Source organism: Stenotrophomonas sp. 107298_Sma, assembly GCF_056480345.1.
Genome location: NZ_CM151094.1, coordinates 1,533,528 through 1,556,064 on the forward strand (window position 1 = coordinate 1,533,528; position 22,537 = coordinate 1,556,064).

22 protein-coding genes are annotated in these 22,537 nt (G+C 66.7%); 7 read left to right on the forward strand and 15 right to left on the reverse strand.

Features of this window, described 5'->3' with window-relative positions:
• Position 1: 1 nt before the first annotated feature.
• Both ACZK2G_RS07155 and ACZK2G_RS07160 read left to right on the forward strand, forming a co-directional pair.
• Entirely contained in the window at positions 2-1,411 is a 1,410-nt protein-coding gene (locus tag ACZK2G_RS07155) for an ATP-binding protein (RefSeq protein ID WP_046983109.1), read from the forward strand.
• Between the two features lie 177 nt (positions 1,412-1,588).
• Positions 1,589-4,615: a two-component regulator propeller domain-containing protein gene (locus ACZK2G_RS07160; RefSeq protein WP_046983108.1), complete on the forward strand. Its 3,027-nt coding sequence runs from the start codon at positions 1,589-1,591 to the stop codon at positions 4,613-4,615.
• A gap of 285 nt (positions 4,616-4,900) precedes the next feature.
• Here ACZK2G_RS07160 and rnt read toward each other — a convergent pair whose 3' ends face one another.
• The 11 genes from rnt to pstS (ACZK2G_RS07215) form a co-directional block, all read right to left on the reverse strand.
• Entirely contained in the window at positions 4,901-5,551 is a 651-nt protein-coding gene (rnt, locus tag ACZK2G_RS07165; protein ID WP_004151343.1) for a ribonuclease T, read from the reverse strand.
• A gap of 169 nt (positions 5,552-5,720) precedes the next feature.
• A complete protein-coding gene (locus tag ACZK2G_RS07170; RefSeq protein ID WP_478475049.1) occupies positions 5,721-6,242 on the reverse strand; it encodes an HvfX family Cu-binding RiPP maturation protein in 522 nt (173 codons plus the stop codon).
• 22 nt (positions 6,243-6,264) lie between these two features.
• On the reverse strand, positions 6,265-7,020 hold the full coding sequence (locus tag ACZK2G_RS07175) for an HvfC family RiPP maturation protein (protein ID WP_136638641.1): 756 nt from the start codon (positions 7,018-7,020) through the stop codon (positions 6,265-6,267).
• Positions 7,013-7,888 (reverse strand): HvfB family MNIO-type RiPP peptide maturase, encoded by an 876-nt coding sequence (locus tag ACZK2G_RS07180; RefSeq protein ID WP_136638640.1) that lies wholly within the window; start codon positions 7,886-7,888, stop codon positions 7,013-7,015. The genes ACZK2G_RS07175 and ACZK2G_RS07180 overlap by 8 nt, the downstream gene beginning before the upstream one ends.
• Positions 7,875-8,234 (reverse strand): HvfA family oxazolone/thioamide-modified RiPP metallophore, encoded by a 360-nt coding sequence (locus tag ACZK2G_RS07185; RefSeq protein WP_136638639.1) that lies wholly within the window; start codon positions 8,232-8,234, stop codon positions 7,875-7,877. Before ACZK2G_RS07185 ends, ACZK2G_RS07180 begins: the two co-directional genes overlap by 14 nt.
• Before the next feature lie 258 nt (positions 8,235-8,492).
• Positions 8,493-9,206 carry a phosphate signaling complex protein PhoU gene (gene phoU / locus ACZK2G_RS07190; protein WP_136638638.1) on the reverse strand — a complete coding sequence of 238 codons (714 nt, stop codon included), beginning with the start codon at positions 9,204-9,206 and terminating at the stop codon, positions 8,493-8,495.
• 70 nt (positions 9,207-9,276) lie between these two features.
• Positions 9,277-10,107, reverse strand: coding sequence for a phosphate ABC transporter ATP-binding protein PstB (gene pstB / locus ACZK2G_RS07195; RefSeq protein ID WP_005408788.1), 831 nt, complete (start codon positions 10,105-10,107; stop codon positions 9,277-9,279).
• A gap of 19 nt (positions 10,108-10,126) precedes the next feature.
• Positions 10,127-10,990: a phosphate ABC transporter permease PstA gene (pstA, locus tag ACZK2G_RS07200; RefSeq protein WP_004151398.1), complete on the reverse strand. Its 864-nt coding sequence runs from the start codon at positions 10,988-10,990 to the stop codon at positions 10,127-10,129.
• Positions 10,990-11,958, reverse strand: a complete 969-nt coding sequence (gene pstC / locus ACZK2G_RS07205; protein WP_012510550.1) for a phosphate ABC transporter permease subunit PstC — start codon at positions 11,956-11,958, stop codon at positions 10,990-10,992. Before pstC ends, pstA begins: the two co-directional genes overlap by 1 nt.
• Positions 11,959-12,040: 82 nt before the next feature.
• On the reverse strand, positions 12,041-13,129 hold the full coding sequence (gene pstS / locus ACZK2G_RS07210; RefSeq protein WP_065722382.1) for a phosphate ABC transporter substrate-binding protein PstS: 1,089 nt from the start codon (positions 13,127-13,129) through the stop codon (positions 12,041-12,043).
• A gap of 323 nt (positions 13,130-13,452) precedes the next feature.
• Positions 13,453-14,469 (reverse strand): phosphate ABC transporter substrate-binding protein PstS, encoded by a 1,017-nt coding sequence (gene pstS, locus ACZK2G_RS07215; protein ID WP_136638637.1) that lies wholly within the window; start codon positions 14,467-14,469, stop codon positions 13,453-13,455.
• A 552-nt stretch (positions 14,470-15,021) separates the two neighbouring features.
• Between pstS (ACZK2G_RS07215) and ACZK2G_RS07220 the strand changes: the two genes are divergently transcribed.
• A complete protein-coding gene (locus tag ACZK2G_RS07220) occupies positions 15,022-16,254 on the forward strand; it encodes a porin (RefSeq protein WP_004151438.1) in 1,233 nt (410 codons plus the stop codon).
• A gap of 80 nt (positions 16,255-16,334) precedes the next feature.
• Here the strand turns inward: ACZK2G_RS07220 and nth are convergent, their stop codons facing one another.
• Genes nth through ACZK2G_RS07235 form a run of 3 tightly spaced genes read right to left on the reverse strand, consistent with a single transcriptional unit; the run spans position 16,335 to position 18,164 of the window.
• Complete coding sequence (gene nth, locus ACZK2G_RS07225) at positions 16,335-17,024, reverse strand: endonuclease III (protein ID WP_478475053.1); 690 nt, start codon at positions 17,022-17,024, stop codon at positions 16,335-16,337.
• Positions 17,024-17,377, reverse strand: a complete 354-nt coding sequence (locus ACZK2G_RS07230) for a hypothetical protein (protein WP_136638636.1) — start codon at positions 17,375-17,377, stop codon at positions 17,024-17,026. Before ACZK2G_RS07230 ends, nth begins: the two co-directional genes overlap by 1 nt.
• Before the next feature lie 4 nt (positions 17,378-17,381).
• On the reverse strand, positions 17,382-18,164 hold the full coding sequence (locus ACZK2G_RS07235; RefSeq protein ID WP_478475056.1) for an enoyl-CoA hydratase/isomerase family protein: 783 nt from the start codon (positions 18,162-18,164) through the stop codon (positions 17,382-17,384).
• Between the two features lie 167 nt (positions 18,165-18,331).
• Here ACZK2G_RS07235 and ACZK2G_RS07240 point away from each other — a divergent pair, with 167 nt between their 5' ends.
• The 3 genes from ACZK2G_RS07240 (at position 18,332) to ACZK2G_RS07250 (ending at position 20,981) form a co-directional block, all read left to right on the forward strand.
• Positions 18,332-19,033, forward strand: coding sequence for an FKBP-type peptidyl-prolyl cis-trans isomerase (locus ACZK2G_RS07240; RefSeq protein ID WP_004151465.1), 702 nt, complete (start codon positions 18,332-18,334; stop codon positions 19,031-19,033).
• Positions 19,034-19,278: 245 nt separating this feature from the next.
• A complete protein-coding gene (locus ACZK2G_RS07245; RefSeq protein ID WP_478475058.1) occupies positions 19,279-20,082 on the forward strand; it encodes a CoA pyrophosphatase in 804 nt (267 codons plus the stop codon).
• Positions 20,079-20,981: a sulfurtransferase gene (locus tag ACZK2G_RS07250; RefSeq protein WP_253077619.1), complete on the forward strand. Its 903-nt coding sequence runs from the start codon at positions 20,079-20,081 to the stop codon at positions 20,979-20,981. The genes ACZK2G_RS07245 and ACZK2G_RS07250 overlap by 4 nt, the downstream gene beginning before the upstream one ends.
• A 326-nt stretch (positions 20,982-21,307) precedes the next feature.
• Here the strand turns inward: ACZK2G_RS07250 and ACZK2G_RS07255 are convergent, their stop codons facing one another.
• The gene (locus tag ACZK2G_RS07255; protein ID WP_253077618.1) at positions 21,308-21,874 is read right to left on the reverse strand and encodes an N-acetylmuramoyl-L-alanine amidase; all 567 of its coding nucleotides are present in this window, start codon (positions 21,872-21,874) and stop codon (positions 21,308-21,310) included.
• Positions 21,875-21,946: 72 nt separating this feature from the next.
• On the opposite strand from ACZK2G_RS07255, the gene ACZK2G_RS07260 reads away from it, so the two are divergent.
• Positions 21,947-22,474 (forward strand): hypothetical protein, encoded by a 528-nt coding sequence (locus tag ACZK2G_RS07260; RefSeq protein ID WP_478475061.1) that lies wholly within the window; start codon positions 21,947-21,949, stop codon positions 22,472-22,474.
• Positions 22,475-22,537 lie beyond the last annotated feature (63 nt).

A 22,537-nucleotide genomic window follows, 5' to 3' on the forward strand; every position in this document is an offset into this window, starting at 1 on the left:
GATGAAGCGCCTGCGCCACTTCATGTCCTCGATGGTCGGGCGCTTGTTCGTGATCCTGCTGCTGGGCATGAGCGTGGCCGCGATCGGCGCGACCATGCTGGCCACCTCCAAGCGCCAGCAGGAATTCGAGCGGCAGAACCTGAACCGCATCGCCGATCGCCTGCAGGGCTACGTCAACCTGCTCGATGGCAACCCCGAACTGCGCGAGCGCCTGCTCGAGATTGGCGGGCCGAGCGTGCGTGCGCTGCAACCGGGTGCACGCCTGGGGCGGGCCGATACCGCGTTGATGGAAGTGCTGGATGACCGGCCGGGCCCGGTGTCGCGTGCACACGTGCACTTCGCCTCGTTCCGCTCCTGCATTCCCAAGCTGCAGGACCTGTTGCCGCCACCACCGCCCGGGCACCGCAAGCGTCCGCGCGAGCGTGATCCGGCGTTCATCCCGCCCAAGTGCCGCGCGGTGGACGTGACCCTCAACGACGGCACGCTGCTGAAGCTGGCGCTGGATTCGCCGGCGGTGGCGCACAACGGCATTCTCGCCGTCGACCCGTGGTTCCTGACCCTGCTGGTGCTGGCGATTGCCGTACTGGCGTACATCGTCGCGCGCATGGCCAGCGCACCGCTGCAGGAACTGGCGGCGGCGGCCGAAGATCTTGGCGACGACCTGCAGCGCGATCCGCTGCCCCTGCGCGGTCCGCGTGAAGTGCAGCGCGCTGCCGAGGCCTTCAATGCCATGCAGCACCGCCTGCAGCGGCACCTGGCCGAACGCACGCAGATGCTGGCGGCGATCACCCATGACCTGCAGACGCCTCTGACCCGGCTGCGCCTGCGCCTGGAGAACGTCAGCGACGAGACCCTGCGCGAACGCCTGATTGGCGATCTGGCAGCGATGCAGGCACTGGTGCGCGAAGGCCTGGAGCTGGCCCGCAGCGCTGAGAGTGCCGAGCAGCGCGCCGCGCTGGACCTGGATTCGCTGCTGGAAAGCATCGTCGAAGACACGGCCGAGGGCGGTGGCGATGTGGTCTTCGAAGGCGGCAGCGGGGCGGTGCTGATGCTGCGTCCGCTGGCCATGCACCGCTTGTTCTCCAACCTGGTGGACAACGCGGTGATGTATGCCTACCGGGTGCGGGTACGGGTCGAGCGCAGTGGTGGCGCCATCACCGTGGTGGTGGCCGATGATGGCCCCGGCCTGGCCGAAGATCAGCTGGAGGCGGTATTCGACCCCTTCGTGCGGGTGGAGACCTCGCGTTCGCGCGAGACCGGCGGTGCCGGGCTGGGCCTGACCATCGCCCGCGCCTTGGCCGAAAAGGATGGTGCTCGCCTGTGGCTGCGCAACCGTGCCGAAGGTGGGCTGGAAGCGGTGGTGCAGTGGCCGGCCAGCGCGCAGGTGACGCCACCGGGGCGCGGCGGCTGACTATCGCCGTCCCCGAGCGGTGACGCCGGGGGCGGGGTTTCGCCTATCATCTGCGTACTTCCCCAGTTCCTCTTCAATGAGCCAGCCCGTACCCGCCGGCATGCCGTACCGCGTTGCCCGGCCGTTCCCGCACGCTGCCAGGCCTGGCAGCCGCACCTGGCCACCGCCGCTGCGCTGATGGGCGGACAGGGGGACAACGAGCGCTGGGTGGAGCGCTGTGGCACGGGATTCGGTCGGGCATTGCGGCAGGGCCTGCTGTGTCTGCTGCTGATGCTGTCCCTGCCGGCGGTGGCGCAGGAGGGCGCACCGCCGCTGCGCGACTACGCCATCGATGTATGGACCTCGCGCAACGGCTTGCCTCACAACTCGCTCCGGGACATCGCGCAGACCCCTGAAGGCCACCTGTGGTTTGCCACCTGGGAAGGCCTGGTGCGTTACAACGGCCTGGATTTCACCGTGTTCGACCGCAGTACCCGACCGGGACTGCGCGACAACGGCATCGGCGCGCTGCTGGTCGACCGCCAGGGCGGATTGTGGATCAGTGATTCACGCGGCAACGTCAGCCATCGCGGCAGCGACGGCCAGTGGCGGGTCTGGGAGCATCAGGCCGGTACCCCGCAGGTGCTGATCCAGTCCATGCAGATGGACAGCCAGGGGCGGCTGTGGCTGCTGTACGAGGGCAAGGGCATCGGCTACCTGGCCGCGGACAAGGGCATTGTCTATCAGGCGCCGGCGGCTGACCTGCCGTTGGCGATGAGCTTCACCAAGCTGGTGGTCGACGCACAGGACCGGGTCTGGATCGGCACACTCGACGGGCTGGTGCTGCGCGACAACGATGGTGTGCTCAAGCGTGCGCCGGCGGCCTGGGGACTGGGCGCGGGCAGTGGCCTGTCATGGCCATACCGGGCGCCGGACGGCGCGTTGTGGATCGTCGCCGGCGAGCGCCTGTACCGCGTGGAGGACGATCAACTGGTGCTGGTGCATCGCCTGCCGGGCCAGTTGCATCTGACCTCGATGCTGCAGGACCGCCATGGCGACCTGTGGCTGGGCACCGAGAACCAGGGGCTGCTGCGCATCTCCTCACATGGCCTGGAGCGGTTGCCGGCTGGCCTGAACCTGCCGGGCGGACGCGTGGTCAGCCTGCGCGAGGATGCCGAGGGCAGCATCTGGGTGGGTGCCAACGGCGGCTTGTACCGCCTGCGCGAAACGCTGTTCAGCAGCTACACCGAGCGCGACGGGCTCAGTGGCGACTACGTGCGCACTGTGTTCGAGGATCGCGACCGCCAGCTGTGGGTGGGCAGTGCCAGCGGCCTGGACCTGCAGGCGGCGGACGGTCGCTTTCGCGCGGTGCCGCTGCACAACCGCGGTGGCAAGGCACCGTCGGTATTGAGCCTGGCGCAGGGCCCGGACGGTGACCTGTGGGTCGGCACCTTCGGCGATGGCGTCTACCGGCTGGGCCGCGATGGTCGCCTGCGCCACACCTACGCAGCGGCCGACGGCATGCCTGGCGGCAACATCCGTGCGATCAGCGTCGACCCGCAGGGCGTGGTCTGGGCCGGCACGCAGAAGGGGGTGGTACGCATCGACGGCGACCGCGTGCAGGTATCGAGCGTGCCGGGCATGCCCAGCGGCCTGATCACCGCGCTCGAGCATGACCACCAGGGCAATCTGTGGATCGGCACCATCGAAGGCATCCGCGTGCTGCGCGGCGATCGCGTGCAGTCGATCGACCTTGCACCGTTGGGCGGTGGCCGCAGCGTGTTCGGTTTCCACCAGCTGGGCGATGCGATGTGGATCAGCAGCGACCGCGGCCTGTACCGCTGGCAGCACGGAACGCTGGCGCGGGTCGGGCTGGAGCAGGGCATGCCGGTGGACGCGGTGTTCCAGCTGGTGCCGGACCGCCTGGGCAACGTCTGGATCAGCAGCAACCGCGGCGTGCTGCGCACCGACATGGCCACGCTCAATGCGGTTGCCGACGGGCGCGCGCCGCGGGTGGTGGTGGAGCGCTACAACGAGATCGATGGCATGGCCAACGCGCAGGCCAACGGCAGCTCCAGCCCATCGGCGATCCTGCGCCAGGACGGCACGTTCTGGGTGGTCACCGCTGGTGGCCTGAGTACGGTGGATCCGCAGCGCCTGCAGCGTTTCCGCGAACGCCCCTCGCCACCGGCAGCGATCGAAAGCGTGCAGGTGGATGGCGCGCCGGTGCACTGGGAAGGCCCCGAGCGCAACTACATCCCCGGCGGGCGCCGGCTGGCGGTGAGCTATGTCGGCCTGAGCTACCTCATGTCCGATCGCATCCGCTACCGCACCCGGCTGGACGGACTGGATGCCGGCTGGGTCGAGCGCGGCCCGCAGCGCAGTGTCGAATTCGTTGGCCTGCCGCCGGGTGATTACACCCTGCACGTTGCGGCGGCGCATCCAGGCGGCAGCTGGGCGCAGCAGGAAGCAGTGTGGAGCTTCACCGTGGAGCCGTTCTGGTGGCAGCGACGCAGCGTGCAGGCGCTGGGAGGCCTGCTGCTGCTGGCCGCGCTGGTGGCGTTGTACCGGTTGCTGCTGCAGCAGCTGAAGGCCAGCAACCTGCGCCTGGCGCGGCGTGTGGACGAGGCCACTTTCGACCTGCAGGCCAAGACCGTGCACCTGCAGGCGCTGAACCAGGAAAAGACCGAATTGGCCGAACGGTTGGCGCGGCAGGCCGAGGCCTTCGAGCGCCAGGCGCGCGAAGACGCGCTGACCGGCCTGGCCAACCGTCGTGCCTTTGATGAAACCCTGGCGCGCGATTTCGCCCGCTCGCAGCGCAGTGGCCATCCGCTGTGCCTGGTGGTGCTCGACATCGACCACTTCAAGGACGTCAACGACCGCCACAGCCACAGCATCGGCGATGCGGTGCTGGTGCAGGTGGCAACGGTGATCGCCGCCGCCTGCCGTGACTCGGACCTGCCGGCGCGAACCGGCGGCGAAGAATTCGCGCTGCTGCTCAACGACACCCGCCTGGAAGAAGCCGCACAGCTGTGCGCACGCCTGCGCGGCCTGTTCCACGACCATTCCGACTGGGCTGGCGTGGACGGCCTGCGCGTGACCTTCAGCGCAGGCCTGGTGGAGCTGGATGCCGACGACCGCACCCCGGCGCTGCTGTACCAGCGCGCCGACCGCGCGTTGTACCGTGCGAAGAGTGACGGCCGGGATCGCACGAGCATCGGTTGATCCAATGCAAAGCATCCACGCATGGCGTGGATCTACTGGCATTGCCGTGCCAACAGTCGGCACCCATCGAGCGCAGCGACCCGCTGTTGCTCCCGCTTTTCTGATCTTCCCGTGGCGCCCGGGAAACTGTCAAAGGCCGGGCAGGGTGGGTTCGCGGGGGTATCCGCGCCATGGATGGCGCGGCTAAGCCCCCAAGGATGGGTTTACGGCGTCCCCCGCGAATCCATCCTGCCCGGCCTCACCCGCAATGCCGATTCGCCACGAGGGGCTCCGCCGTTGGCTGCTTCACCGCGGCCAGGCGTTGGCGATCGTGCAGAACAGCCGCGCCGTCTGCTCGGTGTCGTACACCGCGCTGTGCGCCTCGTTCGCATCCCAGCCCAATCCGGCGGCATTGGCCGCACGTGCCAGCACCGTCTGCCCGTAGGCAATACCGGCCAGCGTCACCGTATCGAACACGCTGAACGGATGGAACGGATTGCGCTTGTGGCCGGTGCGCGCCACGGCGGCATTGACGAAGCCGAGGTCGAAATGCGCGTTGTGGCCGACCAGGATCGCGCGCTGGCAACCGTATTTCTTCATGGCCGCGCGTACCGGGGTGAAGATGTGGTCCAGTGCCGCCTTCTCTTCCTTCGCCAGCCGGAACGGGTGGTCGAGGATGATGCCGGTCACTTCCAGCGACTTCGGATCGATCTCCAGGCCCTCGGCCGGCACCACGTGGGCACTGGCGGTCTGGCCCGGGTAGAGCAGGCCGTTCTCGTCCATCTCGATCGGCACGGCGGCGATTTCCAGCAGCGCGTTGCGCTGGCTGTCGAAGCCGCCGGTTTCCACGTCCACCACCACCGGCAGGAAGCCGCGGAAGCGTTGTGACATCGCGCGCTGCGCCTGGGGGACTGCGGAATCGGGAGCGGCGGCAGGTGCGGGGGTGGGGTCAGTCATGCGTGAATTCTAGCAGAGCGACCCTGAGCGCCCGGCTGGCCCGTGGTGCACGGGATGCCTGGGTGGGGGTGTGTCGCCCCAGGTCGACACCTACCGGTGCACCACACGCTCGGGATCCCGGTAGGTGCCAACCTTGGTTGGCGCACGGTGCGCCGACGAGGGTTGGCGATTACCGGACTGCGGGCCGCGCCGTCGTGGCCGAGGGAGACCACCGCGCCAACCACGCATCCACGCTCAGCCTGCCGGCACCGGTGAAGATCAGCGGCAGCAGCATGGCCATGAACAGCACCGGCAGCTTGAAGTTGCCGAAGCCCTGGTCGCTGATCGCATAGCCCATGGCGAGGTCGGCCAGCGAGTTCCATTCCATCGGCCAGTGCACCGCATAGGTGGCCACCACGGTCAGCACCAGCAGGCTGGCGGCAGCGAAACGGGTGCCGAACCCGAACAGCAGGCAGGCCGCGCCGATCAGTTCGGACCAGGTCGCCAGCTGCCAGTTCAGCGCGGCCGGCAGCTGGTCGAACGGGAACGGGAAGGCGTCCTGCAGGTCGGCGAACCAGTTCTGGCCGTGCAGTTTCTCGCGGCCGGATTCGAAGTATTCCCAGGCCAGCAGCAGGCGCAGGCCGAGCGGGGCCAGCCAGGGGGCGAGACGGTCCAGCTGGCCGCGCGCGGCGGCCAGGGTCGGAAGGTTCATCAGGGTCTCCGTGGGAGGGGCGTCAGGGAGGAGCTGTGAGCGGGCCGATCACGCCGGCCTGCAGGAACTGCTGCAGCAATGCGGCTCCGGGTCCGGCCAGTACGTCTTCGGCCAGACCATGCGCACTTGCCAGTTGCTGCAGATAGGCATGTCCATCGAGGCCAGGTTGTTCGCCGATGCTGGACAGCAGGTACACCGCCAGTGGACTGAGTGCGGCGAACCGAACTTCACCGTCAGCTTCGCGGCGCACCAGCAGGCCGGTCGGTTCGGCCGGCGGCTGCGTTGGTGCATCCTCTGCACCGAGTCGATGCACCGGCCACTGGTACAGCAGCGGCCAGGCCAGTGGTGAGCGCTGCAGCGGTACCTTCAGCGGATCGAAGTTGCCGGGTGCCGGCAGCGGCTCGGCCTGCAGCTGGTACAGCGCGGTCTCCACCCACTCGTAATGAGCAAGTTCGGCCAACGCCGGGTGCGGCAGTTGTGGCTGCGCCTGCAGCCACTGCACGAATTCGGCGGCCAGTTCGGTGAACAGCGGCGTCTGGCAGCGATGGGTGGCGAAGTACTGGCGGACCAGCGCACTCCAGGCCGGTTCTCCGAGCAGGCGCACGCAGACCGGGAAGCCGTTGCTCAACAGGCCGAGCAGGTTGTTGGACAGCAGCCGCTGGTATACCGCCACCCGCCGGGGTTCCAGCCCGGCCGGTGCGGCCACCGCCTGCGGATCACGCAGGTGCGCGGTGAACGCGTGCTGTTGTGCGCGCAGACTGTCGGGAGCATCAGCCATGCGCTTTCTCGGCGTGCGTGGCCTGCAGGCGGCGGATGGTCTGCAGCTCAGCCTGCAGTTCTGCATAGGGCGGGAAGTTGAAATCGCGTTCGAGCAGGGTCGGGCGCGCGCCGATGCGTGCATAGGTACGCGCCAGCAAATCCCAGACCGGGTCGATCACAGCACTGCCATGGGTATCGATCTTCAGGTCCGGGGCTTCGTCCAGGTGCCCCGCCACGTGCAGGCAGACGATGCGCTGCGCGGGCAGTCCGGCGATGAAGGTGTCGGCGTCATAGCCGTGGTTGCAGGCGTTGACGTAGACGTTGTTGACGTCCAGCAGCAGGTCGCAGTCGGCTTCGGCAAGTACCGCGTTGGTGAAGGCAAGTTCGTCCATCGCCGGTTCCGGTGCCAGGTAGTAGGAGACGTTCTCCACCGCGATGCGGCGGCCGAGAATGTCCTGCACGCACGCGATGCGTGCCGCGGTATGGCGCACGGCTTCGTCGGTGAAGGGAATCGGCAGCAGGTCGTAGAGGTGGCCGTCGTCGCTGCAATAGCTCAGGTGTTCGCTGTACAGCGGCACGCGGTGCGTGTCGAGGAACTGGCCGACCTGCTCCAGCAGCTGCGTATCCAGCGGCGCGCTGCCGCCCAGTGACAATGACAGGCCATGGCAGCTCAGAGGATGGCGCTGTGCCAATTCGGCCAGTGCATCACCGGCCGGGCCGCCGACATGGATCCAGTTCTCCGGCGCACATTCGAGGAAGTCGAAGTCACCGGCCGGCGCATCGCGCAGATCCTGCAGCAGCGCCCGGCGCAGGCCCAACCCGGCGGCCGCCGCACGAAGCGGCGACCGCGGGTGGACGACGCTGGCGCGGACGTCAGTGCTTGGCACCGCACTTGCCTTCGCCGCACTTGCCTTCGGCCGACTTCTTGTCGCCGGCCTTGGTCTTGGCACCCGCGGCAGCGCCGGTAGCGGCCTTGCCCTTGTCGGCGCCGCACTTGCCTTCAGCGCTCTTGCCGTCGGCACCACATTTGCCTTCGGCGTGCTTGGTCGCATCAGCGGCCATCTTGGTGTCCGCTGCCTTGGCATCGGTGGTGGCCTTGGCGGCCTGGCCAGCGACCAGATAGCCCTGGGCCAGGTCACTCATGCTCAGCGCCGAGGCGCTGGCGGTCATGCCCAGGCCAGCGGCCAGGGCGGTAGCAGTCAGCAGGGACAGGGTCTTGTTGGAACTGCTCATCGGTGGTGCTCCTGGGTGGTGTGGGCGGATGCCCGGGTAGCCGGCAGGGATGCCGGTGGAAGCGATGGTGCAGCGATCCTACTCAACGAATCCTCGCCAAGAACTCAAATTTTCGTGAGGTTTGTTACAGAAGGGGAGACCAGCGGCCCGGTAGGCCACGCCATGCTGGGATGAACCGCCGGAACGCCCAAAACAAAAAGGCCGCTGTCAGCAGGACAGCGGCCACCTTGGAGTCAACTCCGGTGTTGCAGTGCAGTATCAGATCTGGCCGGTGCTGGACGTCTCGTCGCGCTTTTCACGCGGCGGCAGCGGCTGCTCGCCATGCACCAGGAACCACACGTTCTCGGCGATGTTGGTGGCATGGTCGCCCACGCGCTCCAGGTTCTTGGCCATGAACAACAGATGGGTGCACGGGGTGATGTTGCGCGGGTCTTCCATCATGTAGGTCAGCAGCTCGCGGAACAGCGCGGTGTACTGCGCGTCCAGGCGGGCGTCGTCCTCGCGCAGTTCCAGCGCGGCGTCGGCGTCATTGTCGCGGTAGGCGGCAATGGCACGGCGGACCTGCTGCGCGGCCAGGCGGCCCAGCGCACGCAGGCCCTGGATCTGCGGCAGCGGCGGCACCTTGCCCAGCGCGATCGAGCGCTTGGCGACGTTGGCAGCGTAGTCACCGATGCGCTCGATGTCGGCCGGAATGCGCAGGCCGGCGAGGATCTCGCGCAGGTCGCGCGCCATCGGGCCACGCAGCGCCAGGCGCATCACATCGTGGCTGATCTGCTGCTCCAGGGCATCGATCGCTTCGTCGTTGGCGATGATGCGATGGGCAGCGTTCTCGTCGCGCTTCTCGATCACGTCCATCGCCGCTTCCAGCTGGGCGACGGCCATCTCGCCCATGCGCACGATTTCGGCCACCAGGCGCTGCTGCTCTTCGTCGTAGCTCTTGACGATGTGGTCGTTGGGAAGATTCATGTTCATTCCACTCTGTAGAGTCGAGCCTTGCTCGACTGACGTTGTCTGTAGAGTCGAGCCATGCTCGACTGACGTTTCAGCCGAAGCGACCGGTGATGTAATCCTCGGTCTGCCGCTGCGACGGCTGCGAGAAGATCACTTCGGTGCGGTCGTGCTCGATCAGGTCGCCCAGGTACATGAAGGCCGTGTAGTCGGACACGCGCGCGGCCTGCTGCATGTTGTGGGTGACGATGACGATGGTGTACTCGTGCTTGAGTTCTTCCACCAGCTGCTCGATGCGGCTGGTGGAGATCGGGTCCAGCGCCGAGGTCGGCTCGTCCAGCAGCAGCACCGACGGGCGCAGGGCCACCGCACGGGCGATGCACAGACGCTGCTGCTGGCCACCGGACAGGCCCAGTGCGCTCTGCCCCAGCTTGTCCTTCACTTCGTCCCACAGCGCGCCCTGGCGCAGCGCCTGCTCGACGCGGTCGGCCATGTCGGCCTTGCTCAGTTTCTCGTGGTGGCGGATGCCGTAGGCCACGTTCTCGAAGATGGTCATCGGGAACGGCACCGGCTTCTGGAACACCATGCCCACCTTGCTGCGCAGGCGGTTCATCGGGTACTTCGGCGACAGGATGTTTTCGCCGTCCAGCAGCACTTCACCACGCGCTTCCAGCTTCGGGTACAGCGCGTAGATGCGGTTGAAGATGCGCAGCAGGGTCGACTTGCCGCAGCCGGAGGGACCGATCAGCGCGGTCACGCGCTTTTCCGGAATCTCCAGGTTGATGCCCTTCAGGGCATGGAACTTGTCGTAGTAGAAGTCCAGTCCACGCGCAGCCAGCTTCACCGGCGACGGCGTGTGCAGGCTCTCGTGCGAGGACGGCACGGCGATGCGCTGCATCGGCACGGCGTTGGAAAGGTCGTTCATGGCGTTATCCACGGAAAGGTCAGTCATGGGAGATACGGTTGCGCAGCAGGATGCCGCGGGCGGCAAGGCTGACCAGCAACACGAAGACAGTCAGCACCAGGGCACCGGCCCAGGCCAGCACCTGCCAGGATTCATACGGGCTGCCGGCGAACTGGTTCATCACCACCGGCACCGAGGCCATCGGCTGGAAGATGTTGTTGTTCCAGTACTGGTTGCCGAAGGCAGTGAACAGCAGCGGTGCGGTCTCGCCGGAGATGCGGGCGAGTGCCAGCAGGATGCCGGTGATGATGCCGGCCGAGGCACTGCGGTACAGCACCTGCACGATCACCTTCCACTGCGGGATACCCAGCGACAGCGCCGCTTCACGCATCTGCGAGGGCACCAGGCGCAGCATCTCGTCGGTGGTGCGCACCACCACCGGCAGCACGATGAAGGCCAGCGACAGCGCACCGGCGAATGCCGAGAAGTTGCCGCCGGTCTGCATCACGTACAGCGTGTAGACGAACAGGCCGAGTACGATCGACGGCGCCGACAGCAGGATGTCGTTGACGAAGCGGACCACGGTGCCGGCCTTGCGGGCGTTGCCGTATTCGGCCAGCCAGGTGCCAGCCAGCACGCCCAGCGGGGTGCCGATGCCGATTGCCAGCGCACACATCACCGCGCTGCCGAAGAAGGCGTTGGCGAGACCGCCTTCCTGCATCGGCGGTGGCGTCATCTTGGTGAACAGATCCAGGTTGATGCCGGCCAGGCCCTTGGAGGCCAGGGTGAACAGGATCCAGCCCAGGAAGAACAGGCCGAACAGGGCGGTGGCGCAGGACGCGGCAATGGCGATGACATTGCCGATGCGGCGGCGCAGGTACAGCGAATCAGCGGTGCTGGACATCAGTTGCCCTCCTTGCGGGACAGGCGCATCAGCATCAGGCGGGCGATGGCCAGCACCACGAAGGTGACGATGAAGAGGACGAAGCCGAGCAGCAGCAGGGCCGAGCGGTAGGTTTCAGTGGCTTCGCCGAAATCATTGGCGATCAGCGCGGCGATGGTGGTGCCCGGTTCCAGCAGCGACGGCGACAGGCGCACGCTGTTGCCGATCACGAAGGCCACCGCCATGGTCTCGCCCAGGGCACGGCCGAGGCCGAGGAAGATGCCGCCGATCACCGCCGAGCGGGTGTAGGGCAGCACGATGTCCCAGCTCACTTCCCACTTGGTGGAACCCAGCGCATAGGCCGATTCCTTCAGGCGGGTCGGCACGGTCAGGAACACTTCGCGCATCACCGAGGAGATGAACGGAATGACCATGATGGCCAGCACGAAACCGGCGGTGAGCATGCCGATGCCCAGCGGCGGGCCCTGGAACATGGGACCGATGATCGGCCATTCGCCCAGGGTCTCGTTGAGGAACGGAGTGACGTACTCGGTCATCACCGGCACCAGCACGAACAGGCCCCACATGCCGTAGATGATCGAGGGAATACCGGCCAGCAGTTCGATGGCGGTACCGACCGGGCCACGCAGCCAGCGCGGCGCGACTTCGGTGAGGAAGAAGGCGATGCCGAAGCTGACCGGCACGGCGATGACCATCGCGATGGCGGCGGTGACCAGGGTGCCGTAGATCGGTGCGAGGGCACCGAACTTGTTTTCGACCGGATTCCAGTCGGCGGAGAAGAAGAAGCTCAGGCCCTGCATCTGCAGGGCATGGCGGCCGCCCCACAGCATCGACAGCGCGGCGCAGGCCAGGGCGATGAGGACGAAGATGACGGTGCCGACCAGCACCCATCGGAACAGTTTGTCGTTGCGGGCATCACGCGCATCACGCGTGGACGGGGCGGCTACAGGCTGGGCGATGGCATTCATGGGGACGGCGGGGCCAGGAAGGGGCGGGGCGGCACGGCGTGGCAGAGGCGGTGCCCGCGCAGGGCGGGCACCGTCATGTCCATCACTTCAGGTCGGTCGCCCAGTAGGCCTCGATCTGCTTGACCAGGTCGGCCGGCAGCGGCACGTAGTGCAGCTCGTTGGCCTGGGCCTGGCCGTTCTCGAAGGCCCACTTGAAGAAGGCCAGGGTGTCCTGGTTGCGCTTGGCATCCTTCGGCTGCTTCTGCATCAGCATGAAGTTGGTGGCGGTGATCGGCCACGCCTGCTCGCCCGGGGCGTTGGTGATGACCAGGTTGAAGTCCTTGGCGCTGGCCCAGTCGGCGCTGGCGGCCGCAGCGGCGAAGGTTTCCGCGCTCGGCTCGACCCAGTTGCCGGCGGCGTTCTGCATGGCGGTGTACGGCATGCCGTTCTGCAGCGCGTAGGCCAGTTCGACGTAGCCGATCGAACCCTTGATCTGCTTCACGTACGAGGCGACGCCTTCATTGCCCTTGCCACCGACGCCGTCCGGCCACTGCACCGAGGTGCCTTCGCCGACCTTGGTCTTCCACTCCGGGCTGACCTTGGACAGGTAGTTGGAGAAGTTGAAGGTGGTGCCCGAACCGTCCGAACGGTGGACCAGGGTGATCTTGCCGTCCGGCAGCTTCACGCCCGGGTTGGCGGCGACGATGGCCGGGTCGTTCCAGGTCTTGACCTTGCCCAGGAAGATGTCGGCCAGCAGGGCGCCGCTCAGGCGCAGCTTGCCGCCTTCCAGGCCTTCGATATTGACCACCGGGACCACGCCGCCGATGGCGGACGGGAACTGCGCCAGGCCGGCCTGGGCCAGCTCTTCGCTGCTCAGCGGCTTGTCGGAGGAACCGAAGTCGACCGTGCCGGCCTTGATCTGGGCGATGCCGCCACCGGAGCCGATCGACTGATAGTTGATCTTGGCACCGGTGCTGGCGTTGTAGTCAGCCGACCACTTGGAAACCAGCGGGAAGATGAAGGAAGCGCCGGCACCGGACACTTCGGCGGTCACCTTGGCACCGGCAGCGGCCGGGGCGGCGGCACCGTCGGCAGCTGGCTGCTGCGCGGCCTGCTTGTCGCCACCGCAGGCCGACAGGCCCAGGGCGATGGCCAGGGAAAGGGCGGCGAGGCCGGCCGAGTGCAGTTTCATGGTCACTCCATAGCGGGGTAGAGCCGACGGCGTCGGCGGATGCGGCTATGAAATGATGTTTTTGTTACAACCGTATTACGACCATGACAGAGGTGTCCTCGATCACGTTCCGACAAGGGTTTCACAGGGCTGGCTCCGACCCGGCAGGGGCCCGGAGACCCCGGATCTGCGCACCGACTCAACTACGGACCAGCGACAGCGCAGCGCCTTTCACGACCAACCCCAAAAAACAAGAAGAGCGCGAGATCTCGAGGATCTCGCGCCCGGGTGGGATCGGCGGGGGAGAGAGGGCCCGCCGATCCCATTCCTGCGGGGGAACGCGCTTACTTCAGGTTCTGCGTCCAGTAGGTCTCGATCTGGCGCACCAGGCTGTCCGGCAGCGGCACGTAGTCCAGCTGGCGGGCCTGGGCGTCGCCGCTCTTGTAGACCCAGCGGAAGAACTCCTGGGTGGCCTTGCCGTTGGCAGGGTTCTTCGGCTTCTTGTGCACCAGGATGAAGTTGGTGGCGGTGATCGGCCAGGACTCGGCGCCTGGCGCGTTGGTCATCACCAGGTAGAAGTCCTTGGCGCTGGCCCAGTCGGCGCTGGCAGCGGCGGCGGCGAACGAGGCGTCGCTCGGCTGCACGAACTTGCCGGCAGCGTTCTTCATGGCGGTGTACGACAGCTTGTTCTGCAGTGCGTAGGACAGTTCGACATAGCCGATGCCCCCCTTGATCTGCTTCACGTAGGCAGCAACGCCTTCGTTGCCCTTGCCACCGATGCCGGCCGGCCACTGGACCGAGGTGCCTTCACCGACCGAGGTCTTCCACTCCGGGCTGACCTTGGACAGGTAGTTGACGAAGTTGAAGGTGGTGCCCGAACCATCCGAACGGTGCACGACGGTGATCTTGGCGCTCGGCAGGGTCACGCCCGGGTTCAGCGCAGCGATGGCCGGGTCGTTCCAGGTCTTGATCTTGCCCAGGAAGATGTTTGCCAGCACGGTGCCGTCCAGCTTCAGCGCGCCCGGAGCGATGCCGGCAACGTTGACCACCGGCACCACGCCGCCGATCACCGACGGGAACTGGGCCAGGCCCGCAGCGGCCAGTTCTTCCGGCTTCAGCGGGGCGTCGGAGGAGCCGAAATCAACGGTCTTGGCCTTGATCTGGGCGATACCACCACCGGAGCCGATCGACTGGTAGTTGACCTTGTTGCTGGTGGCGGCGTTGTAGTCGGCCGACCACTTCGACATCACCGGGTAGATGAACGAGGCGCCCGCACCGGTGATTTCAGCGGCGTTGGCGGCGAACACGGACGACGCTGCGAAGACGGCAACGGCAACGCGCGACTTGAAGGCGTGGATCACGGGGTGGCTCCTGGGTTGATTGGGATGCGGGGTTACCCGCCCGGCGCACATTCCATAACGGTTCGATGACAGCGCAGGGACCGTTGTATGACGCAACCGTTACAGCGTTGTCCGGCGCCCGCACAGCAGGGGTGTGAAGGTTCTGCGTACCGCTGGCAACGTGATGACCGATGCGCCGGAGACGGGCGTGGCCCGGTTGCGATCACGCTCTATATGTCGCTGATGGCCTGTCCGGAGTGGTCGTCAATGCCGTCGCGGCATGGCATTCCGCAGTGATGCTGCGTCATCCACGCGAAACCAGCGGTGCCGGTGAAGGTCCCGCAGCGACAGGTCCGCGCATGAACGCTGATACGTGACGCCATATGCCGCAAGGGTTCGACAAGGATGTGGCGGCAAATGAGTCGTGCGCATGACCGCACGAAGAAATCTGTGGTTGGTGCTCAGGTTGTCATTCGGCTGTCATGGTTTTAACGGAATGTTCGCAAAACGCTTGACCGGCCTGCCGGCGTGGCGTTCTGCCCAAGCCATTCCAACCCTCTGGAGAAATCCAAAATGCGTTCCCATTTGCTCGCCGCCGCGGTCGTTGCAAGCCTCGGTCTGGTTTCCGCCGACGCCTTCGCAGCTCCCGCCAGCACGGGCGTATCCCAGGCACAGCTGCAGCAGCTGCAGGCGCAGATCGCTGCCCTGCAGGCCCAGGTCCAGCAGTTGCAGAACGATTCGCAGGCGCTGCAGGCACAGTCCGATGCGCAGTCCGAAGTGAACATCACCCAGGCCCAGGCTCTGGAAGGTGCACAGAAGACCCAGACCAGCGTCGACAAGCTGGCCAAGCTGGTCAATGACAACAAGATCGGCGGTCGCATGTTCTTCGACCTGACCAACATCGACAAGACCAGCAACGGCAAGGACACCGCCGCAAGCGGCACCGGTCTGGACGTCAAGCGCTTCTACCTGACCGTCGACCACAAGTTCAACGACATCTGGTCGGCCAACCTGACCACCGACTTCCAGTACAGCTCGGCCATCGGCAACACCGAACTGTTCGTCAAGAAGGCCTACGTGCAGGGCAGCTTCGACCCGGCCTTCAACCTGCGCGTCGGTGCCGCCGACATGCCGTGGATCCCGTACGTCGAGAAGTTCTACGGCATGCGTTATGTCGAGAACACCCTGACCGATCGCCTGAAGTACGGCAACTCGTCCGACTGGGGCCTGCATGGCTTCGGCAACCTGGGCAACAACTTCAACTACGCGGTCTCGGTCGTGTCCGGCGCCGGCTACAAGAACCCGACCCGCAGCAAGGGCATGGACGTGGAAGGTCGCGCGGCCTATACCCCGAACGAGAACTTCGTGGTTGCCGTCGGTGGCTACAGCGGCAAGCTGGGCAAGGAAACCGACATCCAGAGCGCCGAGAACACCTATACCCGCGCCAATGCGATGGTCGCCTACGCCAGCAGCGACTTCCGCGTCGGTGGCGAGTACTTCCAGGCCAAGAACCTCAACAACGTGATGACCGTTGCTACCGACAAGACCAGCGGCTGGTCGGTGTGGGGCAGCGTGCGCGTCACCGACGGCGGCATCAACGTGTTCGGTCGTTACGATGACACCGACGTCAGCAAGACCCTGGACCCGACCCTGAGCGACAAGTACTGGAACGTCGGTGTCGAGTTCCCGGTCATGAAGAACCTCAAGCTGTCGACTGTGTACAAGTACACGCACCTGGCCAACGCCGGCGACAAGAAGAACGACAAGACCAAGGAATTCGGCGTCTGGGGCGACCTGTCGTTCTGATCACCTGAAGCACCTTGTCTGCAAACGAAGACGGCGGGCCTTGTGCCCGCCGTCTTTGTTCTGTCACACCACGAACGCGGTCACGCCTCGGCCGTGGTCTTTTCCTTGAACCGGCACAGGTCGGCGATCACGCAGCCCGGGCAATCCGGCTTGCGCGCCTTGCATACATAACGTCCGTGCAGGATCAGCCAGTGATGCGCGTCGAGCAGGAACTCGGCCGGAATGGCCTTCACCAGTTTGTCTTCCACTTCGCGCACATTCCTGCCTGGTGCCAGGCCGGTGCGGTTGGAGACGCGGAATATATGCGTGTCCACCGCCATCACCGGCTCACCGAACGCAGTGTTGAGCACCACGTTGGCGGTCTTGCGGCCCACGCCCGGCAGCGCTTCCAGTTCATCGCGATCGCGCGGAACTTCACCGCCGTGCTTCTCCAGCAGGATCGCGCAGGTGGCGATCACGTTCTTTGCCTTGGCATTGAACAGACCGATGGTGGCGATGTACTGCTTCAGTCCGTCCTCGCCAAGTGCGAGGATCTTTGCCGGGGTATTGGCCACCGGGAACAGGCGGCGCGTGGCCTTGTTGACGCCCACGTCGGTGGCCTGCGCCGACAGCGCGACCGCCACCAGCAGTTCGAACGGCGAGCTGTATTCCAGCTCGGTCTTCGGGTGCGGATTGAGTTCGCGCAGCCGGGTGAACATTTCCACCACGTCGGCGCGCGGCATCATGCTGCCACGGCGCGCAGGTGCGCGCGCGGTCTTCTTCGCGGCCATTACTGTTCCTTGCCGGTGGCGCGGGCCTTGGCCCGGGCGAGAATCGCGGCCGCTGCGGCGGGCAGTGCGGGCTTCATATCCGGTGCTGCGGCGGGCGTGCGCCTTGCGTCGCGTTCGGCCTCACGCCGCGCCAGACGCACGGCACGGGTGCGGTAGCGTTCGCGTGCGGCCCAGGCGTTCTGCAGCTGCTGCTGGGCCTGGTGCAGGCGTTGTGGAAGCTCCGGGTGGCCGGGTACCAGCTGTTCGTCGCCGGTACGGGCCACATAGTCCATCAGGCCGGCCTGCAGGGCGCCATCGAGATCGTCTGCCTGGACCCGGGCGAACAGTTGCGCGGGGTTGGGTCGGGATGCCATGGCGTCAGCGGTTCTGGAAGGCCGGCGGGCGGCGCTGCAGGAACGCGCTGGTTCCTTCGCGCATGTCCTCGGTGGCGAACAGCAGGCCGAACTGCGCGCTTTCGTACTCCAGCCCCGCTTCCAGGCTGCATTCGCCACCCACGTGCACGGCATCAAGCAGGCCGCGCAGGGCCAGCGGCGCCGAGCGCGCCAACTGGCGGGCGACGTCCTGCACGCGATTGTCCAGTTCGGCGGCGGGGACCACCTCGTTGACGATGCCCAGTTCCAGCGCACGCGCCGCGTTGATCGGAGCACCCAGCAGGCACAGTTCCAGGGTGGCGGCGTGGCCGCACAGGCGCAGCAGGCGCTGGCTGCCACCAAAGCCGGGAATCAGGCCAAGGTTGATTTCCGGTTGGCCGACCTTGGCGCTATCGGCGGCGATGCGCAGGTGGCAGGCCATCGCCAGTTCCAGCCCGCCGCCCAGCGCAAAGCCGTTCACACGGGCGATGACCGGCTTGGGCATGCGTTCGATCTGGCGCATCAGCGCCTGGCCCAGCAGCGAGAAATCACGTCCCTGAACCGCACTGAGTGTGTTCATTTCGGCGATGTCGGCGCCCGCCACGAAGGCCTTAGGGCCGGCACCGGTCAGCACCACCACGCGCACCTCCGGGTCGGCGGCGGCCGCGCTGAACGCCTCGGCCAGGGACTGCAGGGTCGCGGCGTTCAGGGCGTTGAGCTTGTCCGGGCGCTGGACGGTCACGGTGCGGATGGCGCCGTCGTCGGCGACAGCGATCAGGGCATCTGCCACGGGGAAACTCCAGAAACGTTAAAAAATAGTGATATTGAACTCTGCAAACGCAGACGGGTCATAGCCTGCATCGTGAGTAGCGGTTACACGTTGCGCCCGTTATCCTAACCCGTCGCCTCAGGGCGGCGCAGAACGTCCCTGAGTTACCACCCCTGGAGAACTGTTTGATGAAGTTGCGTTCTATCGCGGTCGCCGTCGCGGCCCTGGCCCTGACGGGCAATGCCTTCGCCCAGGACATCGCGTCCGAGAAGGGCAAGCTGAGTTATTACTTCGGTTACGACTACGGCAACAACCTGGCGGAGCTGACCGGTCGCGGTGAGCAGCTGGACATCAACTCGGTGGTGAAGGGCCTGCAGGACGCCTACGCCAAGAAGCAGCCGGCCATCACCGCCGAGCAGCTGAAGCCGGCCGTTGAAGCGTTCCAGAAGCGCGAGCAGGGCCGTGCCCAGGCTGCCAAGGCCGAGTACGAAAAGGCTGCTGCCGAAAACAAGACCAAGAGCGACCAGTTCATCGCGGCGAACAAGGCCAAGGCCGGCGTGCAGTCCCTGCCGAGCGGCGTCCAGTACCGCGTGGTCGAAGCCGGCAAGGGTGCCAAGCCGACCCAGGCCAGCACCGTGCAGCTGGAAGTGGCCGGTCCGTTCCCGTACGGCCAGCGCCCGACCGAAGCCCGCCCGGCCCAGCAGATCCCGTCGATCAAGGTCAGCGAAGTCGAAATGAAGGCCATGCGCGAGACCCTGCTGCAGATGCCGGCAGGCTCGAAGTGGGAAGTCACCCTGCCGCCGGACCAGGCCTACGGTGCCGACCCGCGCACCCCGTTCCCGCCGAACGTGGCTGTGCAGTTCGAGATCAAGCTGGTCAGCGTCAAGTAAGAAACAGCGTCAACATCAACGCGCCGGTGATCCCACCGGCGCGTTTTTGTTTGCGCGCGGTCGCAGAGTCGACTGTCAGTTGACTGCTCTGCGGCCAGCCTGGGGAAATCCCCGCGCTACGCGCGATAGTCGACTGACAGTCGACTCTACCGTTCACGCTCCACCTCGCAGCCAGCGTGCCGAGCGCCGCATCTTCACCCCGCGCAAATCCAGCCTAATCGCGCTACTGTTGCCGGGTGCAAACAATGGAAGAAACGGCGCGTGTTGTCGCAAGTCCCTGCATCGGCGTGTGCAAGCTGGATCCAGACCGGCAGTGCACCGGCTGCGGGCGCCATCTCGATGAAATCGCACGGTGGTCGTCGATGAGCAACGACGAACGCAGTCGCATCCTGCATCGCGTGCAGCCATTGCGCGAACAACTCCAGCAATCCCTGCGCGGCTCACTGGCCGACCATCACCGTCTGATGCGCGCGCTGCATCCGCTGGCCGATCCCCCCGCGGGCGATGGCTGGAACCGCAGCGAACTGATCGACCTGCTGCTGCCGGGACCGCCAGTGGAAGCGGCGGTGCTGGCCGGTATCGTGCCGCGCGCCAACGGTGCACAGGTGATCCTCACCCGCCGCACCGAAACCCTGCGCACGCATGGTGGCCAGGTTGGATTCCCCGGTGGTCGTACCGAACCCGATGACCGCGACGCACTGGCGGCCGCACTGCGCGAGAGCCAGGAAGAGATCGCGTTGGCACCTGGCCAGGTGCAGGCATTGGGCTATCTCGATCCGTTCGTGACCATCACCGGCTACCGGGTCACCCCGGTGGTGGCGGTGGTCGATCCGGATTTCGTGCCGGTGCCGCAACCCAGCGAAGTGGCCGAGGTGTTCGAGGTGCCGCTGGACTACCTGATGGCCGCCGACAACCTGCGCCAGGTCGAAATCAATCATCGCGGCCGCGTCCGCCACGTCCTCGAATACGGCTGGCCGGGCCAGCGTATCTGGGGGGCGACCGCGGCCATCCTGTACAACCTGCGTCGCCGCCTGGAGCAAGTGCAATGAAGCCGATCGATCCGCCGTGGACCACCCTGGTCGATGTCGCCACCCTGGCCGCTGCCCTGGGCGAGGACGTACGCGTGGTCGACGCGCGTGCCACCGCCAGCACGGCAGTGCGCGTGGTCGATGCGCGTTCCTCGCTGGCCGATCCGCAGGCCGGCAGCGGCCAGTACCTTGCGGGGCATGTTCCGGGCGCGGTGTATGCCGATCTCAACCGCGATCTGTCCGATCTGGGGCGCGTCGGCCACGGCCGCCATCCGTTGCCGGACAGCGATGCCTTTGCCGCGACGCTGGGTCGATGGGGTATCGGTCCCGATACACAGGTGGTGGTCTACGACGGCAGCGACGGCAGCATGGCCGCTTCGCGTCTGTGGTGGCTGCTGCGCCTGATCGGGCACGACAAGGTGGCCGTGCTCGACGGTGGCATCGCCGCCTGGCAGGCCGCAGGTCATGCGTTGGCAACCGGCCAGGGCGAAGTAACGGCGCTGCCGGCTTACCCGGGCCGTTTCGACACCGCTCAGATCGCCAATGCCGACGAAATCACCGCCCGTTTGAAGCATGCGCCGGGTTGGCTGGTCGACGCACGCGCGGGCGAACGCTTCCGTGGTGAAGTGGAGCCGCTGGATCCGGTCGCCGGCCATGTGCCCGGTGCGGTCAACCGTCCGTTTGCGCTGAACGTAGTCGACGGCCACCTGCGCGATGCACAGGAACTGCGTGCCGAACTGCAGGGCGTGATTGGTAACCGCGATCCGCAGCAGGTGGTGCTGATGTGCGGCTCCGGCGTGACCGCCTGCCACCTGTTGCTGGCGATGGAAGCGGCCGGTCTGTCCGGCGCACGCATCTATGCCGATTCCTGGAGCGGCTGGGTGAGCGACAGCAGCCGCCCGGTCGCGACCGGCGCCTGAGCCGCGCGGGGTCGGATCAGTTTCCCAGCGGGAAACGGCTGTGCCCCCATCGACCGACCCCATCGAATGCAGATTGGGGTCAGAGCCCGTTGCGTAGCAACGGGATCCGACCCCGGGTATCCGGCAGATCGCGGAGATCTGTCGAAGGCGGAGTGGGTCCGGTTGCGAGGGTGTCCGCGGCATGGATGCCGCCGCCAAGCCCCCATGGACGGGTTTACGGCGTCCCTCGCAACCGGACCCACCTCGCCATCCCACGCAATGCCAGCGTTTGAAGTTGACGTTGACGTTGACGTTGCCTCTGCAGGTGCAGGGCGCAGCCCTGCTGCTTACTCCAACCCCTGCAGCGGCACCTTCGCCAGAATCCGTGCCCACGGGAACAACGGCCCCGGGTCGCGCTTGCGCGCCACCATCAGCGCCGGGTCATCGCTGGCCGGCACCTGCTCCAGGTCCAGCTGGTCGTGCCCGGCAATCCGCCGCAGCGACGGAAAGCGCGCTACCAGCGCCAGCAGCAGCTGCTCCAGCGCCTGCAGCTGCGCCTCGGTGTAGGCCTCGTCCATCGCCTGCTGGCGGCTGTCGAACCAGTGCGGGTAGCGGCCGGTATTGACCAGCTCGATGCCCAGCGTGTGTGCGTTCATGCCGCGCACGTGGTGGGCCACGCGTTCCGGTGCCACGTACTGCACCACGCTGCCATCGCGGTCGATGTAGAAGTGACCGCTGTTGCCGGCGCCGCTGTCGTACAGCACGCGCTCGCCGTACTCGCGGGCCATCGCCAGATCGGGCAGCTCGGTGCAGTGGATCACCACCATCTCCAGCGTGGCCGGGTCGCGCAGCGGCAGGCGGTCTTGGTAGGGCAGGGGCTGCAGCTGCAGGCCGGGCAGGAGCGGGTTGGGCATCTGGCGATGCTAGCATTGCGGCATGAACCTGCCTTTCCTTTCCTCGTTGGCCCGCTCGCCTGGAGCGCGCGCATGAGCCGCGGCCATTGCATCCTGTCCCACGGTTTCGAGAGCGGCCCGGAGGCGACCAAGGTCACCGCGCTGGCCGACGTGGCGCAGCGCCTGGGCTGGACCCATGAGCGCCCGGACTACACCGACCTGGACGCGATGAGCGAGGTCAGCCTTGTGGGCGACGTGCCGACCCGCCTGCGCCGCCTGGTCGAACGCACCGCCATCGCCGCCCAGCAGGGCCCGGTGGTGCTGGCCGGCTCCAGCCTGGGCGCCTATATCTCCGCCATCGCCTCGTTGCAGGTGCCGGTGGCCGGCCTGTTCCTGATGGTGCCGCCGACCACCATGGGTCCGATGCCGGCGCTGGACGCCGCGCCGGTGCCGACCACGGTGGTGCAGGCCTGGCATGACGAGGTGGTGCCGGCCGCAGGCGTGATTGCCTGGGCCCAGGCGCGTTCGGCGCAGCTGCTGCTGGTCGACGACGGCCACCGCCTGGAACGGCATGTGGAGGCCTCTGCGCAGGCCTTTGAGCGCCTGTTGCGCCAGCTGTGAAGCCCGGGCGCACGGCGCGCCCGCCCGCATTGACTACAATGGCAGCCCCGCCGCCCCCGGCGC

What these genes read in the sequence shown, in the direction of transcription:
- ACZK2G_RS07155 (WP_046983109.1), top strand. Translation starts at nt 2, where the DNA reads ATGAAGCGCCTGCGCCACTTCATGTCCTCGATGGTCGGGCGCTTGTTC.
- ACZK2G_RS07160 (WP_046983108.1), top strand. Translation starts at nt 1,589, where the DNA reads ATGGGCGGACAGGGGGACAACGAGCGCTGGGTGGAGCGCTGTGGCACG.
- rnt (WP_004151343.1), bottom strand. Translation starts at nt 5,551, where the DNA reads ATGACTGACCCCACCCCCGCACCTGCCGCCGCTCCCGATTCCGCAGTC.
- ACZK2G_RS07170 (WP_478475049.1), bottom strand. Translation starts at nt 6,242, where the DNA reads ATGAACCTTCCGACCCTGGCCGCCGCGCGCGGCCAGCTGGACCGTCTC.
- ACZK2G_RS07175 (WP_136638641.1), bottom strand. Translation starts at nt 7,020, where the DNA reads ATGGCTGATGCTCCCGACAGTCTGCGCGCACAACAGCACGCGTTCACC.
- ACZK2G_RS07185 (WP_136638639.1), bottom strand. Translation starts at nt 8,234, where the DNA reads ATGAGCAGTTCCAACAAGACCCTGTCCCTGCTGACTGCTACCGCCCTG.
- phoU (WP_136638638.1), bottom strand. Translation starts at nt 9,206, where the DNA reads ATGAACATGAATCTTCCCAACGACCACATCGTCAAGAGCTACGACGAA.
- pstB (WP_005408788.1), bottom strand. Translation starts at nt 10,107, where the DNA reads ATGAACGACCTTTCCAACGCCGTGCCGATGCAGCGCATCGCCGTGCCG.
- pstA (WP_004151398.1), bottom strand. Translation starts at nt 10,990, where the DNA reads ATGTCCAGCACCGCTGATTCGCTGTACCTGCGCCGCCGCATCGGCAAT.
- pstC (WP_012510550.1), bottom strand. Translation starts at nt 11,958, where the DNA reads ATGAATGCCATCGCCCAGCCTGTAGCCGCCCCGTCCACGCGTGATGCG.
- pstS (WP_065722382.1), bottom strand. Translation starts at nt 13,129, where the DNA reads ATGAAACTGCACTCGGCCGGCCTCGCCGCCCTTTCCCTGGCCATCGCC.
- ACZK2G_RS07220 (WP_004151438.1), top strand. Translation starts at nt 15,022, where the DNA reads ATGCGTTCCCATTTGCTCGCCGCCGCGGTCGTTGCAAGCCTCGGTCTG.
- nth (WP_478475053.1), bottom strand. Translation starts at nt 17,024, where the DNA reads ATGGCCGCGAAGAAGACCGCGCGCGCACCTGCGCGCCGTGGCAGCATG.
- ACZK2G_RS07230 (WP_136638636.1), bottom strand. Translation starts at nt 17,377, where the DNA reads ATGGCATCCCGACCCAACCCCGCGCAACTGTTCGCCCGGGTCCAGGCA.
- ACZK2G_RS07240 (WP_004151465.1), top strand. Translation starts at nt 18,332, where the DNA reads ATGAAGTTGCGTTCTATCGCGGTCGCCGTCGCGGCCCTGGCCCTGACG.
- ACZK2G_RS07245 (WP_478475058.1), top strand. Translation starts at nt 19,279, where the DNA reads ATGGAAGAAACGGCGCGTGTTGTCGCAAGTCCCTGCATCGGCGTGTGC.
- ACZK2G_RS07250 (WP_253077619.1), top strand. Translation starts at nt 20,079, where the DNA reads ATGAAGCCGATCGATCCGCCGTGGACCACCCTGGTCGATGTCGCCACC.
- ACZK2G_RS07255 (WP_253077618.1), bottom strand. Translation starts at nt 21,874, where the DNA reads ATGCCCAACCCGCTCCTGCCCGGCCTGCAGCTGCAGCCCCTGCCCTAC.
- ACZK2G_RS07260 (WP_478475061.1), top strand. Translation starts at nt 21,947, where the DNA reads ATGAGCCGCGGCCATTGCATCCTGTCCCACGGTTTCGAGAGCGGCCCG.